The organism is uncultured Oscillibacter sp. (assembly GCF_900544955.1).
GTDB lineage: Bacteria > Bacillota > Clostridia > Oscillospirales > Oscillospiraceae > Oscillibacter.
Genome location: NZ_UQXD01000046.1, coordinates 1 through 17,973 on the forward strand (window position 1 = coordinate 1; position 17,973 = coordinate 17,973).

Here is a 17,973-nt window from a genome sequence, read left to right on the forward strand (position 1 = left end):
CGAAGGTGAACTGGGTGTTCTGGAACTTGCTGATGGGCTTGCCGAACTGCACGCGCCCCTTCGTATACTCCTTCGCCTCCGCCAGCGCGCCCTCGGCGATGCCCAGGCCCTGGGCCGCGATGCCGATCCGCCCGCCGTCCAGCGTCTGCATGGCAATGCCGAAGCCCTTGCCCTCTTTCCCCAGCAGGTTCTCCTTCGGCACGATCATGTCCGTGAACACGATCTCCGCCGTCGGAGACCCGTGCAGGCCCATCTTCTCCTCGTGCTTGCCCACGGAGAAGCCCGGGAAGCTGCTCTCCACGATGAACGCGGAGATGCCCTTGTTCCCCTTGCTCTTATCCGTCATGGCGAACACCACGAACACGTCCGCCACATATCCGTTGGTGATGAAGATCTTGGACCCGTTCATCACGTAGTGGTCCCCCTCCAGCTTCACCTCCGTCTGGCTCTTGGACGCGTCGGAGCCCGCGTTGGGCTCCGTCAGCGCGAACGCGCCCACCTTGTGCCCCGTCGTCAGCATCGGCAGGTACTTCGCCTTCTGCTCCTCCGTCCCGTGGGTCAGGATCGGGTCGCAGCAAAGCCCGTTGTGCGTCGCCACGATGTCCCCCGTGGACGCGCACTGCTTGCTCAGCTCCTCCACGCAGATCGCCGCCGCCAGGGGGTCCGCCCCCGCGCCGCCGTACTCCTTCGGCACGCACATCCCCATCACGCCCAGGTTGAACAGCTTCTCGATGTTCTCCCGCGGGTACTGGCTCGTCTTGTCCGTCTCCGCCGCGATGGGCTTCACTTCCGTCTCGGTGAAATCGGCCATCATCTTCCGGATCAGCTGGTGCTCACGGCTCAGATTAAAATCCATGATGTTGTCTCCTTTTATCTTTTTTTCCCGCCGCGCTCCGGCGGGGGTCCCACTGGAATTAAAACAGGGTCTTCCGTATCGCGGAATGGTTTTTCAGTCCGCGGCTGAGCCCGGGCGCGGGGGACCTCCGCCCCCCGCTCCGGGTCTGCTTCCTCACCGGATGCCCGCGATCTCCTTGGCAAGCTGCTTCTTGCCCTGGATGTTCCCCTGACGGGCGATCATGATCCGCTGGGCCTGGGGGGATCCGGCGCCGTGCATGGACTCCGTCCGGTAGCCCACCGCCGCTGCGCCCAGGCACATGTTCTCCAGGAACCGCATAATCCGCTGCCGGTCCTCCGTGCTGACGCCCTCCCGGCCCACGAAGAACTTGTTGCAGATCTCCCCGATGGTCTCCCCGTTCCGGCCCACCACCGTCTCCGAGTGGAAGTCCTTCTGGGAGGGCATCGTCACCATCAGCCCGCCGGCCACATCCTCCGCCAGGCGCACGATCTCATACGGGAACCGCGTCACGTTCTGCTTGCACACGTTGGCCAGCAGCAGGTCGATCTGGTAGTTCCCCGCCTTCGTCCGGAAGCCCTGGCTGGAGCACGCGATCCCGCAGCAGTACAGCGTCTCGTTCAGGTGCGTCATCTCGATCAGCTTATCCTTCACCGCGCTGGCCTTCTCCACGCCGTTGTACTCCGCCGCCAGCGCCGTCGCGCCGATCACCACGTCGCCTACGCCCACCTTGCAGCCGCCGTAGCTCTGCCGGTGGTACCCTGCGAACCGCTCCACCATCATCCCCGCGAACTCATACTCCCCGTTCAGGAAGATGTACTCGTTGGGGATGAACACGTGGTCCAGCACCACCAGGGCCTCCTGGCCGCCGAACTTCGCGTTGCCCACGTCGATGGACGCGTCCTCCTCCATCTTCCGCGTGTCGCAGGACTGACGGCCGTAGATCATGTACATGCCCTCGGCGTCCGTGGGGCAGGCGAAGCTCACCGCCCAGTCCTTGTCCGCCTCCCCCATGGAGATGGTGGGCATGAAGATGTGCCAGTGGCTGTTCACGGACCCCGTCTGGTGGCACTTGGCCCCGCACACCACGATGCCGTCTGCGCGCCGCTCCACCACATGCACGAACATGTCCGGGTCCGCCTGCTCGTGGGGCGCCTTGGAGCGGTCCCCCTTCGGGTCCGTCATCGCCCCGTCCACCACCAGGTCCTCGTCCTGCACCATCGTCAGGAACTTCCGGAAGTTCTCGTGGTAGTGGGTCCCGTACTTCTCGTCCACCTCAAACGTGGTGGAGAACACCGCGTTGAAGCTGTCCATCCCCACGCAACGCTGGAAGCAGCTCGCCGTCTTCTGTCCCAGCAGCCGCTGCATCTTCACCTTGTTGATCAGGTCCTCCGTGGACTGGTGCAGGTGCGTGAACCGGTTGATCTTGTGCCCCGTCAGGCTGGACGTCACCGTCATCAGCTCCGCGTACTGCGGGTCCTCCGCCACTGCGTACGTCATCGCCACGCAGTTGATCGACGGGCGGATCATCGGGTGGTCCACCCAATTCTCCAGCTGCTCCCCGAACATGTACACCCGCGTCTTCAGCGCCCGCAGGCTCTCAATATACTCTTGTGCCGTTTTCATCGTTTGCTCCTCACTTACTCTCGGCTTGTTTTACTTGTTGTGGAAGGTGGCGGACCGCTTCTCCAGGAAGGCGGTCATGCCCTCCTTCTGGTCCTCGGTGGCATAGCACATGCCGAACATCTCGTTCTCCAGGGCGATGCCGTCGTCAATATCCATCTGCATGCCCCGGTCGATGCAGGCCTTGGAGTACTTCACGGCGATGGGGGCGTTCTTGGCAAAGGACCGGGCCATCTCCAGCGCGCCGTTCATCAGCTCCTCGGGAGCGAAGACGGCGTTGACCAGGCCCATGTCCTTGGCCTCCTCGGCCTTGATGACCTTGCCGGAGAAAATCAGCTCCTTGGCCTTGGCCACGCCGATGCGGCGGGGCAGGCGCTGGGTGCCGGAGAAGCCGGGGGGGATGCCCAGCGTGACCTCGGGCTGGCCGAACTTGGCCTTTTCCGACGCCAGAATGATGTCGCAGGCCATGGCCAGCTCGCAGCCGCCGCCCAGGGCGAAGCCGTTCACCGCGGCGATGGTGGGGATTTCCAGCTTTTCGATCCGGCGCATCAGGGCGCTGCCCCGGCGGCCCCAGTTGCGGCCAGCGGTCAGATCAAAGGGCTGCTGCACGCCGATGTCGGCGCCGGCCACAAAGGACCGGCCCGCGCCGGTGACAATGAGGCAGCCCAGCTCGCCGTCCTGCTCCACCTCGGCAATGGCCTTCTCCAGATCCTCGATCACGGCGCCGTTGATGGCGTTCAGCGCCTCAGGCCGGTCGATGGTGATGATCCCGATGTTCTCCTGCTTCTCGTAGTGAATCGTCTGATACATACGGTTCCTCCTCAATTCGCGGGGTGCCGCCTGGTTTCAGGCGGCACCCCATTGGTTTTCCCGCGGACCGCTGCGGCTGCGCCCGGTCCCCTCAGGGAGGCCCCGGCGCGCCGGATGGGCGGGTGCCGTTATCCGTTGTCGGCCATCTTGCGGTATCTGGCGTAGCGGGCCTTGACGTCCGCAATCTCCTTGGCATAGAGGGCGTCGGCCTTGCCGGGGAAGTTGTTCTTCAGGGACGCAAAGCGGTTCTCGCCCATCAGATAGTCCATGAGCTTATCCATGTCGGGCTCGGGAGAGTCCAGCTGGAAGGGGTTCTCGCCCTGCTCAATCCGGCGGGGATCATAGCGGTAGAGCTGCCAGTAGCCGCAGTCCACGGCCTTCTTCATCTCGTTCTGGGTGCAGCTCATGCCGGCTTTGATGTGCTGCTCCAGGCAGGGGCAGTAGGCGATGATGATGGAGGGGCCGGGATAGGACTCCGCCTCCCGGATGGCCTTCAGGGTCTGGGCCTGGTCGGCGCCCATGGCCACCTGGGCCACATACACGTAACCGTAGTTCATCAGGATGGCGCCCAGGTCCTTCTTGGCCACCTGCTTGCCGCCGGCGGCAAACTTGGCCACGGCGGAGGTGGGGGTGGACTTGGAGGACTGTCCGCCGGTATTGGAGTACACCTCGGTATCCAGGACCAGCAGGTTTACGTCCCGGTTCTGCGCCATGACGTGGTCGATGCCGCCGAAGCCGATGTCGTAGGCCCAGCCGTCGCCGCCGATGGCCCAGATGGACTTCTTGGAGAGGTACTCCTTGTTCTCCAGGATGTATTCCACGTCGGGGGTCTTCTCGCACTGCTCCAGAGCGGCGATCAGGCCGTCGGACACGGCGCGGGACTTCTCATGGTCGTTCCAGTCGGCCAGGTAGGCCTCCACGGCCTCCACGGCCACGCCGGCCTCCTTCATCTCCTCCAGGCGGATCAGCAGCTCCTTGCGGATGGCGTCCTGAGCGTGGAAGAAACCGTAGGCAAACTCGGCGTTGTCCTCAAACAGGGAGTGCTCCCAGGCGGGGCCGTGGCCCTGGCTGTCGCGGCAGTAGGGCAGGATGGGGGCGCCGCCGCTGATGGCGGAGGAGCAGCCCGCGGCGTTGCCGATGTACATGCGGTCGCCCACCAGCTGGCTGACCAGCTTGATGTAGGTGGTCTCCGCGCAGCCCGCGCAGGCAGCGGAGAACTGGAAGTAGGGCTTGGCAAACTGCATGGTCTTGACGTTCTTGCTGCTGATGATGTCCTTCTTCAGATAGGCGTCGTTCATGGCCACTTCGTCGAAGTTCACCTGCTCGGCCTTCATCTCCTCGAAGGGCGTCATCACCAGGGCGCCCTTGTCCTTGGCGGGGCAGACCGTCAGGCACACGCCGCACTCCAGGCAGTCATAGGGAGAGACCTGCATGCGGTAGGCGTAGGCGGGGGCGTCCTTGCCCAGGCCCTTGGCGGGGACCGTCTCGAAGGAGGCGGGCACCTGGGCCTTCTCCGCCTCGCTCAGAAGGACGGGACGGATGGCGGCATGGGGGCAGGCCATGGAGCAGCGGTTGCACTGGATGCAGCTCTCGCCGTTCCACTTGGGCACGTTGAGGGCCACGCCGCGCTTGGAGTAGGCGGAGGTGCCGTTCTCCCAGGTGCCGTCCAGCACGCCGTGCTTCTTGAAGACGGACACGGGCAGCTTGTCGCCCTGCTGGCGGTCCATGGGGATGACGATGTCCTTGACAAAGGGCGTGGCCTTGATCTCCTGGGCGGGGGCGTCCGAGGCGTTGGCCCAGCTCTCGGGGATCTCCACCTTGACGGCGGCGCTGACGCCCACATCCACGGCCTGGTTGTTCAGATCCACGATCTTCTGGCCGGCCTTCTTGAAGTAGGAGTTGTAGTTGTTCTTCTTCATGTCCTCAACGGCCACATCCAGGGGGATCACCTTCGTCAGGGCGAAGAAGGCCGCCTGCAGGATGCTGTTGGTGCGCTTGCCCAGGCCGATGGCCCCGGCCAGCTTCACCGCGTCGATGATATAGAACTGGGCGTGCTTGTTGTACAGGTCCCGCTTCATCTTGGCGGGGAGGCGCTCCTCCAGCTCCTCAACGCCCCAGGGGCAGTTGAGCAGGTAGATGCCGCCGTCCTTCAAATCCTCGGTGGTGTCGTACTTGTTGACATAAGTAGGCGCGTGGACACCCACGAAATCCGCGGAGGACACCAGATAGGTGGAGCGGATGGGCGTGTCGCCGAAGCGCAGGTGGGACTGGGTCAGGCCGCCGGACTTCATGGAGTCGTAGGAGAAATACGCCTGGGCGTACTTGTCCGCCACGAGGCCGATGGTGGAGATGGCGTTCTTGTTGGCGCCCACGGTGCCGTCGCCGCCCAGGCCCCACAGCTTGCAGGAGACCTCACCGGCGTGGGCCAGCTCCACTTCCTTGTAGTCCAGGGAGGTGTGGGTCACGTCGTCGATGATGCCGATGGTGAAGCTGTTCTTGGGCTGGTCCTGCTTGAGGTTGTCGTACACGGCGATCAGCTGGCCGGGGGTGGTGTCCTTGGAGCTGAGGCCGTAGCGGCCGCCCACCACCTTGATGTCGCCTCTGCCGGCCTGGTTCAGGGCGGTGACCACGTCCAGGTACACGGGCTCGCCCACGGAGCCGGTCTCCTTGGAGCGGTCCAGCACGGCGATCTTCTTGCAGGTGGCGGGGATAGCGGCGGCAAAGTGCTTGACGGAGAAGGGTCTGTACAGGTGAATCTGCACCAGGCCCACCTTGCGGCCATGGGCGTTGAGGTAGTCGATGGTCTCCTTCACGGCCTCGGAGGCGGAGCACATGACCACGATGACCTCCTCCGCGTCGGGGGCGCCGTAGTAGTTGAACAGCTTGTAGTCCCGGCCGGTGAGCTTGTTGATCTCGTCCATGTAGTGCTGGACCGTGTCGGGCACGGAGGCGGCCTTCTCGTTGGCGCCCTCCTTGCACTGGAAGTAGACGTCGGGGTTGACGTTGTTGCCGCGGTTGGTGGGATGCTCGGGGTTCAGGGAGCTGCGGCGGAAGGCCTTCAGGGCGTCCTGGTCCACCAGGCCCCGCAGGTCCTCGTAGTCCAGCGCCTCGATGCGCTGCATCTCGTGAGAGGTGCGGAAGCCGTCAAAGCAGTGCATGAAGGCGTATCTGGCGCTGATGGCGGACAGGTGGGCCACCGCGCCCAGATCCATGGCCTCCTGGGGAGAGGAGGACATCAGCATGCCGTAGCCCGTCATGCGGCAGGTCATAAAGTCGGTGTGGTCGCCGAAAATGGAGTGATGGTTGGAGGTGACCACGCGGGAGGCGATGTGCATGACGCTGGGAAGGAACTGCCCGCCCATGGCATACATGGCGGGAATCATCAGCATCAGGCCCTGGGAGGAGGTGAAGGTGGTGGTCAGGGCGCCGGCCTGCAGGGAGCCGTGGCAGGTGCCCGCGGCGCCGGCCTCGGACTGCATCTGAATCACGTCCACCGTGGAGCCAAACAGGTTCTTGCGCCCCTTCGCGGACCACTCGTCCACCTTTTCCGCCATGGGAGAAGACGGGGTGATGGGATAGATGGCCGCAACCTCTGTAAACGCATAGGCAACATGGGCCGCGGCGGTATTACCGTCCATAACTACGTATTTTTTGTGCATAATGATCCTCCTGGTGTTACAAAGTAGGGTTTTGAAGGCCCTGCGTAAGGGTCTCGCGCACGGCTGGGTGCTTGCATGGATTCATTCCTCTGGTCTCTTTGGAATCCTGAACTTCTCCCTTTTCACCTCTCTTTATATTTATAGAAGACCGGATGTCACGCATGTTGGAGCTGCGGAAAGCAATGGTGCTGCGCAAGAGACGGCCCTCGCCCCCGCACCGCTTTTCGCCATGCCTGCGGCGTTTTTCGGAAGCGCGGAGCAGCCGCCCGTTCTGTTTTCGCCCATGTGTGACCGCCTGGGACATCCCCCCGGGAAACGCTATACTCTTACTATACTATCGGTGTTTTTATTTTACAATAGCTTTGTCCCGGATGCAAGCCGAACGGCGGCATATTTGCCATGATTTTTTATGATAATTAGGGGAATTCTGGACGGTCTCAGCCGCGGACGGCTGGATTTTTTCCAATTTCGCCCCATTCTCCGAACATTTGGGCCGTCTGAGACGAAATTTTGTAGAGCGCAATCTTTTTCCGTCTGTCGGAAGAGGAGCGCAGGTTTCCTCTTCCGCTTTGCCCCCGGACGTGCTATACTGGGGGCGGAAAGGAGGGGTGGCTGTGCGAAAGCTGCTGCTTTTGGAGGACGACGCGGCCCTGGGCCGGGGCATCTGCCTGGCTCTGGGGGACGGCGAGACGGAGATCACCCTGTGTCATGCCCTGGTCGAGGCCCGGCGGGCCCTGGCGGAGGAGGCGTTTGAGCTGCTGATTCTGGACGTGAACCTGCCTGACGGCAGCGGGCTGGACTTGCTGCGGGAGGTCCGGGCCGCCGGCGCCGTCCCCGTGATCCTGCTGACCGCCAACGATTTGGAAACCGACATCGTCACCGGACTGGAGTCCGGCGCCGACGACTATATCACCAAGCCCTTCTCCCTGGCGGTGCTGCGGGCCCGGGTCAACGCCCAGCTCCGCCGGGCCGGGGGCGGGGAGGAGGGCCCGGTGGAGCTGGAGGGCTTCTCCTTCGACTTTCAGCGGATGGAGTTCCGCCGGGAGGGGCGGGCGGTGGAGCTGAGCAAAACGGAGCAGAAGCTCCTGCGCCTCCTGGTCTCCAACCGGGGCACCACCCTCAGCCGGGGGGAGCTGGTGGACCGGATCTGGACGGACGGGGCGGAATACGTGGACGAAAACGCCCTGTCCGTCACCATCAAGCGCCTGCGGGACAAGCTGGAGGAGACCCCCTCCCGGCCCAGGTACCTGAAGACGGTGTACGGCATCGGCTATACCTGGGCGGTGCGCTGAGATGACCGCCACCGGACTGTGCGTCACCGCCGCCGCAGTGCTGGCCGCGCTGGCGGTGATCCTCTGGGACCGCCGGCGGACGCGGCGCACCCTTCAAAGCCTGGAGAATATGCTGGAAAAGGCCCTGGCGGGCGGCGACGTGGAGCGGGACTTTGACGAGAGCCTCCGCTCCGCCGTGGAGACCCGGCTGGCCCACTACCTCGCCGCCTCCGCGGTCTCCGTGCGGAATTTACAGGAGGAGCGGGACAAGATCAGCACCCTCATCGCCGACATCTCCCACCAGACCCGCACCCCCATCGCAAACCTCCTGCTCTACGCCCAGCTGCTGGAGGAGCAGGACCTGCCCCCGGAGAGCCGGGTGTGCGCCGAGGCCCTGGCGGATCAGGCGGACAAGCTCCGCTCCCTCATCGAGTCCCTGGTGAAGACCTCCCGGCTGGAGGCCGGCGTTCTGGCGCTGCACCCCCGCCCCGGGCCGCTGCAGCCCATGCTGGAATCCGCCGCGGCCCAGGCCGCCCCCAAGGCGGCGGAGAAGGGTCTGTGCCTAACCCTGGTGCCCACGGAGACCAGGGCCCTCTTTGACCCCAAGTGGACGGAGGAGGCGGTCTACAACCTGCTGGACAATGCGGTGAAGTACACCCCTCCCGGCGGGCGGGTCACCGTGGAGGCGGTGGCCTACGAGCTCTTCTGCCGCATCAACGTGACAGACACTGGCCCCGGCATCCCCGAGGCGGAGCAGCCCAGGGTCTTTCAGCGGTTTTACCGCTCCCCCGGCGTCCGGGAGGCGGAGGGCGTGGGCATCGGGCTGTACCTGGCCCGGCAGATCGCGGAGTGCCAGGGCGGCTATCTCAAGGTCTTCTCCCGGCCGGGGCAGGGGGCCAAATTCTCCCTGTACCTACCCCGGGGCTGAAATCTTTCCATTCTGTTAGATTTCGGAAAGAACGTGGAAAGATTCTCATGGTAGAGTCTGTATTGTCGAAAGGCAATACAGATTTCTGCTTTCATGGAGGAACGAAAGATGACGATTTTGGAGACCAAGGACCTGCGGAAAGTCTACGGCGCCGGGGACACGGAAGTCCGCGCCCTGGACGGGGTGAACCTGGCGGTGGAGAAGGGGGAGTTTGTGGCCGTGGTGGGCACCTCCGGCTCCGGCAAGTCCACCCTGCTGCACATGCTGGGCGGCCTGGACCGCCCCACCTCCGGCACCGTCACCGTGGACGGCCGGGAGCTCTCCGCCCTGAAGGACGAGGCGCTGACCATCTTCCGCCGCCGGAAGATCGGCTTTGTGTTCCAGAACTACAACCTAGTGCCGGTTCTGAACGTGTATGAGAACATCGTCCTCCCCATCCAACTGGACGGGCGGCAGCCGGACCAGGCCGGCGTGGAGCGGATCATCGAGACCCTGGGCCTGGGGAGCAAGCTGCAAAACCTCCCGGCCAACCTCTCCGGCGGCCAGCAGCAGCGGGTGGCCATCGCCCGGGCCATGGCGGCCGATCCGGCCATCATCCTGGCCGACGAGCCCACCGGCAACCTGGACAGCCGGACCAGCCAGGACGTCATGGGCCTTTTGAAGGTCACCAGCCGCCAGTTCGGCCAAACCATCGTCATGATCACCCACAACGAGGAGATCGCCCAGATGGCGGACCGGATTATCCGCATCGAAGACGGCCGCATCGCGGCGCGGAGGTGACGGCATGATTCACGTCGCCAACGGCGGGTGCATCCGCCGCCTCAGCGCCCGGGCCATGCGGGCCGCCCGGAACCGCAACCGCATTGCCGTGGCCGCCATCGCCCTGACCACGGTGCTCTTCACCTCCCTGTTCACCATCGCCATGTCCATCAACGACGGCTTTCAGCAGTCCAATTTCCGCCAGGCGGGGGGCTTTGCCCACGGCACCTTCAAATACCTGACGGAGGAGCAGTTCCAGGAGCTGCGGGAAGACCCCCTCATTGCGTCCTGGGGCCTGCGGCGCTTCATCGGCATGCCCGTCGAGGCCCCCTTCAACAAATCCCACGTGGAGGTGGGCTATTCCGACGCCGCCAACGCCCACTGGATGTTCTGCGACCCGGTGGAGGGCCGGCTGCCGGCGGAGGGCACGCAGGAGGCCGCCACCGACACCCGTGTGCTGGCGCTGCTGGGCGTGGAGCCGGAGCTGGGGGCCGCGTTCACCGTCCCCTTTACGGTGGACGGCCGCCCCACCACCCAGACCTTCACCCTGTGCGGCTGGTGGGAGTATGACGAGGCCATTGTGGCCAGCCACATTCTGCTTCCGGAGAGCCGGGTGGACGCCATCCTGGCGGAGACGGGAGTCACCCCGCCCGGCGGCGACGGCATGACCGGCACCTGGAATCTGGACGTGATGCTCAAGGGCGGCGCCGACAACATCGCCCGGGACATGGACCGGATTCTGGCGGCCCACGGCTACCAGAGGGAGACCAACGCGGAGCCGGGCTTTCTGCGCATCGGCGTCAACTGGGGCTACACCGGCGCCCAGCTGGCCGACGGCCTGGACCTCCCCACCGTCCTGGCCATCGCTGCCATCCTGGTGCTCATCATCTTCACCGGCTACCTCATCATCTACAACGTGTTCCAAATCTCCGTCACCAACGACATCCGGTTTTACGGCCTGCTGAAAACCATCGGCACCACCCCCCGCCAGATCCGGCGCATCATCCGCCAGCAGGCATTGCTGCTGAGCCTGGCGGGCATCCCCCTGGGGCTGGCGCTGGGCTGGCTGGTGGGCACCTGGCTGACGCCGGTGATCGTCTCCCAGCTCAACGGCATCGACACCGTGGCCTCCCTGCACCCCGCCATCTTCCTGGGGGCGGCGCTGTTCGCCCTGCTCACCGTCACCCTCTCCTGTCGCAAGCCCGGCCGCATGGCCGCCCGGGTCTCCCCCATCGAGGCGGTGCGGTACACCGAGGGAGGCGGCGGCAAAAAGGCGGTCCGCCGGTCCGGCAGGGGGACCGACCTCTTCGCCATGGCCTGGGCCAATCTGGGCCGCAGCCGGGGCAAGACCGTGGTTACCGTCCTCTCCCTCTCGTTGGCGGTGGTGCTGCTGAACTTGACCGTCACCTTCACCAGGGGCTTCGACATGGACAAATACCTGGCCAACTTCACCGTCAGCGACTTTGTGGTGGCGGACGCAGCCCACTTCCAAACCGCAAACCCCGGCTTCCATCCGGAAAACGCGGTGTCTGAGGAGACCCTCTCCGCGATTGCCGCCCAGGGCGGCGTGACGGAGGGCGGCCGGACCTACGGCGAGACCACCCTGGTTCAGGAATTTATCACGGAGGACTACTTCCGCTCCCTCTACGGCCGGTGGTACGACGCGGCGGCCCTGGACGCCCAGGTGGCCGCCCAGCAGCGCACCGGGGACGGCCTGATCGCGGACAACGCCCAGCTCTACGGCATGGAGCCCTTCGCTCTGGACCGCCTGCGGGTTTTGGACGGCGATCTCGGCAAACTCTACGAGCCCGGCGGACGGTATGTGGCCGCCGTGTACTCGGAGAGCGACTACGGCGAGCCCTACATGGACTCTCACTGGGCCAAGCTGGGGGACACGGTGACGCTCCGCTACGTGGAGGAGGGCCGCTATGTGGACCCCGCCACGGGGGAGGCCGTCAATCCGGAGGAGTTTTCCGGCGCCGTGTATCGGGCCACGAAGTTCCACGACGTGGACTACCAGGTGGCGGCGCTGGTGTCGGTTCCCAACGCCCTGAGCTACCGCTACTACGGCAGCGACGAGTTCATCCTCAACGACCAGATCTTTGTCCGGGACTCCGGCACGGACAGCGTGCTGTACTATGCCTTTAATACCACGGACGAGGCCACCGACGCCATGGAGACCTTCCTGGCGGACTACACAGGCCGCGTCAATCCCCAGTTCGACTATGAGAGCAAGGCCACCTACACCGCGGAGTTCGAGAGCTTCCGCTCCATGTTTTTGCTGTTGGGCGGCGCGCTGAGCTTTATCGTGGGGCTGGTGGGCATCCTGAACTTTTTCAACGCGATTCTCACCGGCATTCTCACCCGAAAGCGGGAGTTCGCCGTGCTCCAGTCCGTGGGCATGACCGGCCGGCAGCTGAAAACCATGCTGGTGTGGGAGGGGCTGCTGTACGCCCTGGCGGCGGTGGCCCTGTCCGGCGGCATCAGCCTAGCGGCGGGCCCGCTGCTGGGCAGCGCCATGAACAGCATGTTCTGGTTTTTCACCTACCGCTTCACCCTGGCCCCCATGGTGTGGGTGACGCCGGTGTTTTTGCTGCTGGGCGTGGCCCTGCCCCTGGCGGTATACCGCTCCATGGCCAAAGCCACCATCGTGGAGCGGCTCCGGGTGGCGGAGGCGTAAGAGGGGCGCGGCGATTCCTCCCCTCCCAAACAGCCGTGCCCGCCGGATATCCGGCGGGCACGGCTGTTCTCATCGCCGGTCCTCTCCCAGGGGCGGGTGCTGGCAATTTGGCTGATTTGCTTGCATATTTTGACAAAACGTTATACAATGGCGGCATGAGTCAGGAAGTGAGGGAAGCATATGGAGAATGTCTCTGACAACAAGGAGCTGCTGAAACAGTTCCTGGACCTTTTGGAGCATCAGTTCGGGTATTCCTGTGAGGTGATCCTGCACGACTACACCAAAGGGCCCATGCACAGCATCGTGGATATCCGCAACGGCCACGTGACCGGGCGGGCTCTGGGCGGGTGCAACACCAACCTGGGCTTTGAGATTATGAAGGGCACCGTTGAGGCAAAGGACGAGTTCAACTACCTGACCTACGCCTCCAACGGCAAAATTCTGCGCTCCTCCTCCATCTATTTTAAGAACGCGGAGGGAAAGCCCGTGGGCTCCCTGTGCGTCAATCTGGACATCACGGAGACGCTGCACCTGGAGAAGTTTCTGAACGCCTACAACCAGTCCCGGAGCCCGGAGAACGAGGACGGAGCGCCCAAGGAGTTTTTCACGGAAAACGTCCACGACCTGCTGGACACCCTGATCGAGCGGACCACCCGGAAATTCGGGCAGGCGCCCCAGACCCTGAGCAAGGAGGAGAAGATCCGCTTCATCGCGGAGCTGGAGGCCAAGGACGTGTTTATCATCACCAATTCCAGCAAGCGCATCTGCTCTCTGCTGGGCATCTCCAAGTACACCTTTTACAATTATCTGGACATCGTGCGGAAAAACAACAACGCCCTGCTGGAGAAAAACAAAACGACTGAATAATCCAAAAAAGCTAAAAATTAGTTTGACATTCTGCGCGGCCCGCGGTATACTGGCCTTATCATAGGAATGACAAAGGAGTTCATAGCGGCCGCAGCTTCTATGACTTCTTTTTTTACCCAGGGATCATACTAACTGTTAGTATTTCATACTAAATATTTGTATTAATTAGGCAACTATTTTACTGAGGAGGCGCTGTACATTGGAATCCGTATACACCCGTATGTCCCAGAAGGGGATTGTCCTGCCCAAGGCGCTGGAGCCCGTGGGCATTTACCTGCCGGTCCAGCAGACCGGGAACCTGCTCTTCATCTCCGGCCAGGGCTGCATTGAAAACGGCGTCCAGCTGAAGGGGCGGGCCGGCGTGGACGTGAGCACGCAGGAGGCGGCCCGGCGGGCGGAGGTCTGCATGCGCAACACGCTGGCGGCCGTGGAAGCGTACCTGGGGTCGCTGGACCGGGTGAAAAAACCGGTCAAGCTGCTGGGCTTTGTGGCGGGAGATGACCGCTTCACCGAACAGGCCGTGGTCATCAACGCCGCCTCCCAGCTCCTGCTGGACGTGTTTGGAGAGAGCGGTCGGCACGCCCGGTCCGCCATCGGAACCAACAGCCTGCCCCTGGGGCTGACGGTGGAGATCGAATCCATTTTTGAGATCGCGTGACAAACCGGTTGGAGGGAGGACTCATGATGACGCTGGAAACGCCCTATATTGTGATCGACATGGACAAGGTCCACAACAACCTGCGGCGGATGGCGGAGCACTGCGCGGCAAACCGCTGCCGCCTGCGCCCCCACACCAAAACCCACAAGATTCCGGAGCTGGCGAAGCTGCAGCTGGAGTACGGCGCCGCCGGGATCACCGTGGCAAAGCTCTCCGAGGCGGAGGTGATGGCGGAGCACGGCATCGACGACATCTTCATGGCATACCCCCTGGTGGGGGAGGGGCGCATCCGCCGGGCCATTGCCCTGGCCCGAAAAATCCGCCTGATCTGCGCCGCCGACTGCTATGAGACCGCCGAAGCAATCTCCCGGGCCTGCGCCGCCGAAGGGGTGGTCCTGGAGCTTCGCCTGGAGGTGGACACCGGGATGCACCGGACCGGCATCCCCTACGACGACGCGGTGGCGGAGGCCGTCCGGCTCTCCGCTCTGCCTGGCATCCGTTTGCAGGGCATCTTCACCTTCCGCGGCCTGATCTGCGACGGGAAGACGGACGCGGACCGGAAAAAGTGCGGCCATCAGGAGGGCGCGCTTATGGCGGACCTGGCGGAGCGCATCCGGGCGGCCGGCGTCCCCCTGGAGGACGTCAGCGTGGGCTCCACGCCCACCGGGGAGTTCTGCGCGGAGGTCCCCGGGGTCACGGAGGTCCGCCCCGGCACCTATATCTTCCAGGACATGATGCAGGTCAACACCCAGGCCTGCGGCAGCACCCAAGAGGACGTGGCGGCGGTGGTGGTCAGCCAGGTGGTGAGCACCTGCAAGCCGGAGGTGGTGGTGATCGACTGCGGCTGCAAGAGCCTCTCCACCGACACCGGCCCGGGAAAGGCCCCCTACTTCCTGAAGGGCTACGGCACGGTGGTGGGCCATCCGGAGCTGGTGCTCTCCCGCCTCAGCGAGGAGCACGGGATGCTGGAGCCGGAGGGGCCCTGCACCGTACATACGGGGGATTTGCTGGAGATCATCCCCAATCACATCTGTCCCACCGTCAATCTGTTTGACCGTGTGTATCTGAAAAAGGACGGAGCCATTTACGGAACCTACGAGGTGAAGGCGCGGGGAAAGAACTACTGAGCATCCACTGAAAAAACGTTTTAGGAGGGAAGGTTATGCTGGCATTCACAACCAAGCTAAATGACTTGATCTGGAGCGTTCCCATGCTGTTTTTGATCCTGGGCGCAGGCATCTTCTTCACGGTGGCGACGCGGGGCGTCCAATTCCGGAAAATCAAGGATATGTTCCGCATCATGATCGGCGGGAAAAAGAGCGAAACCGGCGTGTCCTCCGTGCAGGCGTTCATGATCTCCGCCGCCGGCCGCGTCGGCACGGGGAACATCGCCGGCGTCGCCACGGCAATCACCTTCGGCGGCCCCGGCGCCATCTTCTGGATGTGGATTGTGGCGCTGATCGGCGGCGCCACCTCCTTCATCGAGTGCACCCTGGCGCAAATCTACAAGGTCCGCAGCAGCGACGGCACCGAGTTCCGCGGCGGGCCCTCCTACTACATGAGCAAGGGCCTGGGCATCAAGTGGCTGGCGGTGCTGTTCAGCGCCGTGGCGCTGTTTGCAACCACCTTCTGCCTGCACCTGCCCAACATCTCCACCCTGGTGGACTCCGTGGAGAGCGCCTATCACATTCCCCGCCTGGGCACCACCGTGGCCGTGGCCGTCATTTTCGCCTTCATCGTGTTCGGCGGCGTCAAGCGGATCGGCGTGTGGGCGGAGAAGATGGTCCCCCTGATGTCCCTGGTGTATGTGGGCGCCTGCCTCATCATCATCGTTCTGCACGTCACCCAGCTCCCCGCGGCCCTAGCCCTGATTTTCAAGTGCGCCTTCAACCTGGAGGCGGGCTTCGGCAGCGTGGCGGGTCTGGCCGTCATGTGGGGCATCAAGCGCGGCATCTACTCCAATGAGGCCGGCCAGGGCAACGCCACCCACACCGCCGGCGCGTCCGACGTGGACCACCCTTGCCAGGAGGGGCTCACCCAGGCCCTGGCCGTCTACTTCGACACCCTGCTGATCTGCACCGTCGGCGCTTTGATGATGCTGGTCACCTCCAGCTACAACGTGGTGGCCCCGGACGGAAGCGCCATCGTGACGAATCTGGCGGGCATTCCTGCCGGCGTGCTGTATGCCCAGGAGGCCATCGACGTCTCCTTCGCCGGCTTCGGCTCCCCCGTCATCGCCGTCTGCGTGACGTTCTTCTGCTTCACTTCCATCATGGCCACGTACTACTACGCGGAGACCAACATCGTCTTCCTCTGCGGCGACAGGACCCGCGTGCCGATGAACATCGTGAAGGCCATCGTCATCTTCGCCATTTTCTACGGCGGCCTCACCTACTCCGAGCTGGTGTGGAGTATTGTGGACATCGGCCTGGGCCTGATGTCCTGGGTCAACATCATCGCCATTCTCCTGCTGGTGAAGCCTGCGCTGGCCGCCCTGCGGGACTACGAGGCCCAGCAGAAGGCCGGGGTCTCCCGGCTGACGTTCCACCCCGAAAAGCTGGGGATCAAGGGCGCGGAAAACCAGATGTGGGAGGAGCTGAGCGCCCGGGAGCACGTCAGCGCCGAGTGACGCCCGGACGGGCGGATCCCCTCCCCGCAGCCTCCGTCTTTCAACAAGAGCAGCCGGTCCGAGGCGTCGGACCGGCTGCTCTTGTTCGAGGGCGCGGCTACGGCGCCAGATACTGCCCCCGGACAAACTGGGCGAACTGGGCCGCCATGCGGTTTTGGGGACCGGTTTTGGGGAGAATCAGGTAAAAATCCCGCTCCGCCGCCTCTCCGGGGAGGTCGAACACCAGAATCCGCCGCTCCTGGGCGAAGTTCCTGGCCGCCTTCTCCGAGAGGATGGACACCCCCAGCCCGCCCGCCACCAGGTTTTTCACGGACTCCTGGTCGTTGATGCGGGCGGTGACGCGGAGATCGTCCTCCGTCAGCCCCAACTGCTCCAGGAAGCGGTCCGCGCTCTTCTTGCTGCCGCTGCCCTTCTCCCGGAGGATGATGGGGCTGCGGAGCAGCTCCAGAACCGGCGGCTCCGGCCGGTCCCGCAGGGCCAGAAAATGCTCGCTCACCGGGGTGATGAGCACCATGCGGTCCCGGTAGAAGGGGATCTGCACCAGCCGCTCGTCCGGATACCGCATGCCGGTGAGGCCGATGTCGAACAATCCGCCCAGGACGCCCCGGGCGATCTCGCTGCTGTCCCCCTGGTGGATGATGAAGTAGGCCTCCGGGCACGCCTTCCCGTAGAGGGGCAGGACCTCCGGCAGAATGTAGGCCGAGGGGATGGTGGAGGCCCCCAGGTGAATGATCTGCCGGGTCTCATTGGCCCAGCGCTGAAGGAGGTTGTCCCGCAGCTCCAGCATGTGCCGGGCGCACTCGTAGAGCTCCCGGCCCTTGGCCGTGACCTGGACGCGCTTGGTGCTCCGCTGGAGGAGGCGGACGCCCAGCTCCTCCTCCAGGGCCCGGACGTGGCTGCTGACGGTGGGCTGGGAGGTGTAGGTCCGCTCCGCGGCCCGGGTAAAGCTCCCCCAGCGCACCACCGCCACAAAGGACTCCAGCTGTTTAAGCTCCATACAAAATCGCCTCCAGAGCCGCCAGGGCCCCGTCCACCTCCGCCGCCGTGTTCCACCAGCCGAAGGAGAAGCGGAGGGTCCCCGCCGGGTAGGTGCCCAGGGTCCGGTGAGCCCAGGGGGCGCAGTGGAGCCCCACCCGGGTCATGATGCCGTACTCCCTGTCCAGCCGGTCCGCCACCCGGGCGGGCTCCGCCGTCCGGACGGACACCACGCCCACGCGGCCCGCGGCGGTGGGGAGG

14 protein-coding genes are annotated in these 17,973 nt (G+C 64.2%); 8 read left to right on the top strand and 6 right to left on the bottom strand.

All coding sequences use genetic code 11. The features are described from left to right. From QZS21_RS09875 to nifJ, 4 genes are all read right to left on the bottom strand, one after another. On the bottom strand, positions 1-856 hold an 856-nt coding region (locus QZS21_RS09875), incomplete at its 3' end, for an acyl-CoA dehydrogenase family protein (RefSeq protein WP_295582889.1). 153 nt (positions 857-1,009) lie between these two features. Next, positions 1,010-2,479 carry a 4-hydroxyphenylacetate 3-hydroxylase family protein gene (locus QZS21_RS09880; protein ID WP_295582891.1) on the bottom strand — a complete coding sequence of 490 codons (1,470 nt, stop codon included), beginning with the start codon at positions 2,477-2,479 and terminating at the stop codon, positions 1,010-1,012. A gap of 30 nt (positions 2,480-2,509) precedes the next feature. Continuing rightward, positions 2,510-3,286, bottom strand: coding sequence for an enoyl-CoA hydratase-related protein (locus QZS21_RS09885; protein WP_295582893.1), 777 nt, complete (start codon positions 3,284-3,286; stop codon positions 2,510-2,512). 128 nt (positions 3,287-3,414) lie between these two features. Then, positions 3,415-6,945 (bottom strand): pyruvate:ferredoxin (flavodoxin) oxidoreductase, encoded by a 3,531-nt coding sequence (gene nifJ / locus QZS21_RS09890; protein ID WP_295582895.1) that lies wholly within the window; start codon positions 6,943-6,945, stop codon positions 3,415-3,417. Between the two features lie 614 nt (positions 6,946-7,559). Between nifJ and QZS21_RS09895 the strand changes: the two genes are divergently transcribed. The 8 genes from QZS21_RS09895 to QZS21_RS09930 all read left to right on the top strand — a co-directional run bounded on the left by QZS21_RS09895 (position 7,560) and on the right by QZS21_RS09930 (position 16,737). Continuing rightward, positions 7,560-8,237, top strand: coding sequence for a response regulator transcription factor (locus tag QZS21_RS09895; protein ID WP_295582897.1), 678 nt, complete (start codon positions 7,560-7,562; stop codon positions 8,235-8,237). Between the two features lies 1 nt (position 8,238). After that, on the top strand, positions 8,239-9,144 hold the full coding sequence (locus QZS21_RS09900; protein ID WP_295582899.1) for a sensor histidine kinase KdpD: 906 nt from the start codon (positions 8,239-8,241) through the stop codon (positions 9,142-9,144). A gap of 108 nt (positions 9,145-9,252) precedes the next feature. Continuing rightward, entirely contained in the window at positions 9,253-9,924 is a 672-nt protein-coding gene (locus QZS21_RS09905; protein WP_295582901.1) for an ABC transporter ATP-binding protein, read from the top strand. A gap of 4 nt (positions 9,925-9,928) precedes the next feature. After that, positions 9,929-12,583: an ABC transporter permease gene (locus QZS21_RS09910; RefSeq protein ID WP_295582903.1), complete on the top strand. Its 2,655-nt coding sequence runs from the start codon at positions 9,929-9,931 to the stop codon at positions 12,581-12,583. A 180-nt stretch (positions 12,584-12,763) separates the two neighbouring features. Next, positions 12,764-13,450: a transcriptional regulator gene (locus tag QZS21_RS09915; protein ID WP_295582905.1), complete on the top strand. Its 687-nt coding sequence runs from the start codon at positions 12,764-12,766 to the stop codon at positions 13,448-13,450. Positions 13,451-13,670: 220 nt separating this feature from the next. Next, a complete protein-coding gene (locus tag QZS21_RS09920; protein WP_295582907.1) occupies positions 13,671-14,108 on the top strand; it encodes a RidA family protein in 438 nt (145 codons plus the stop codon). Positions 14,109-14,131: 23 nt separating this feature from the next. After that, positions 14,132-15,235, top strand: coding sequence for an alanine racemase (locus QZS21_RS09925; protein WP_295582909.1), 1,104 nt, complete (start codon positions 14,132-14,134; stop codon positions 15,233-15,235). Positions 15,236-15,270: 35 nt separating this feature from the next. Then, complete coding sequence (locus QZS21_RS09930; RefSeq protein ID WP_295582911.1) at positions 15,271-16,737, top strand: sodium:alanine symporter family protein; 1,467 nt, start codon at positions 15,271-15,273, stop codon at positions 16,735-16,737. A gap of 97 nt (positions 16,738-16,834) precedes the next feature. Here QZS21_RS09930 and QZS21_RS09935 read toward each other — a convergent pair whose 3' ends face one another. Further along, positions 16,835-17,734: a selenium metabolism-associated LysR family transcriptional regulator gene (locus QZS21_RS09935; protein WP_295582913.1), complete on the bottom strand. Its 900-nt coding sequence runs from the start codon at positions 17,732-17,734 to the stop codon at positions 16,835-16,837. Beyond that, positions 17,724-17,973, bottom strand: a 250-nt coding sequence (locus QZS21_RS09940; protein ID WP_295582915.1) for an aminotransferase class V-fold PLP-dependent enzyme, incomplete at its 5' end; no start/stop codon positions are given. The genes QZS21_RS09940 and QZS21_RS09935, both read right to left, overlap by 11 nt.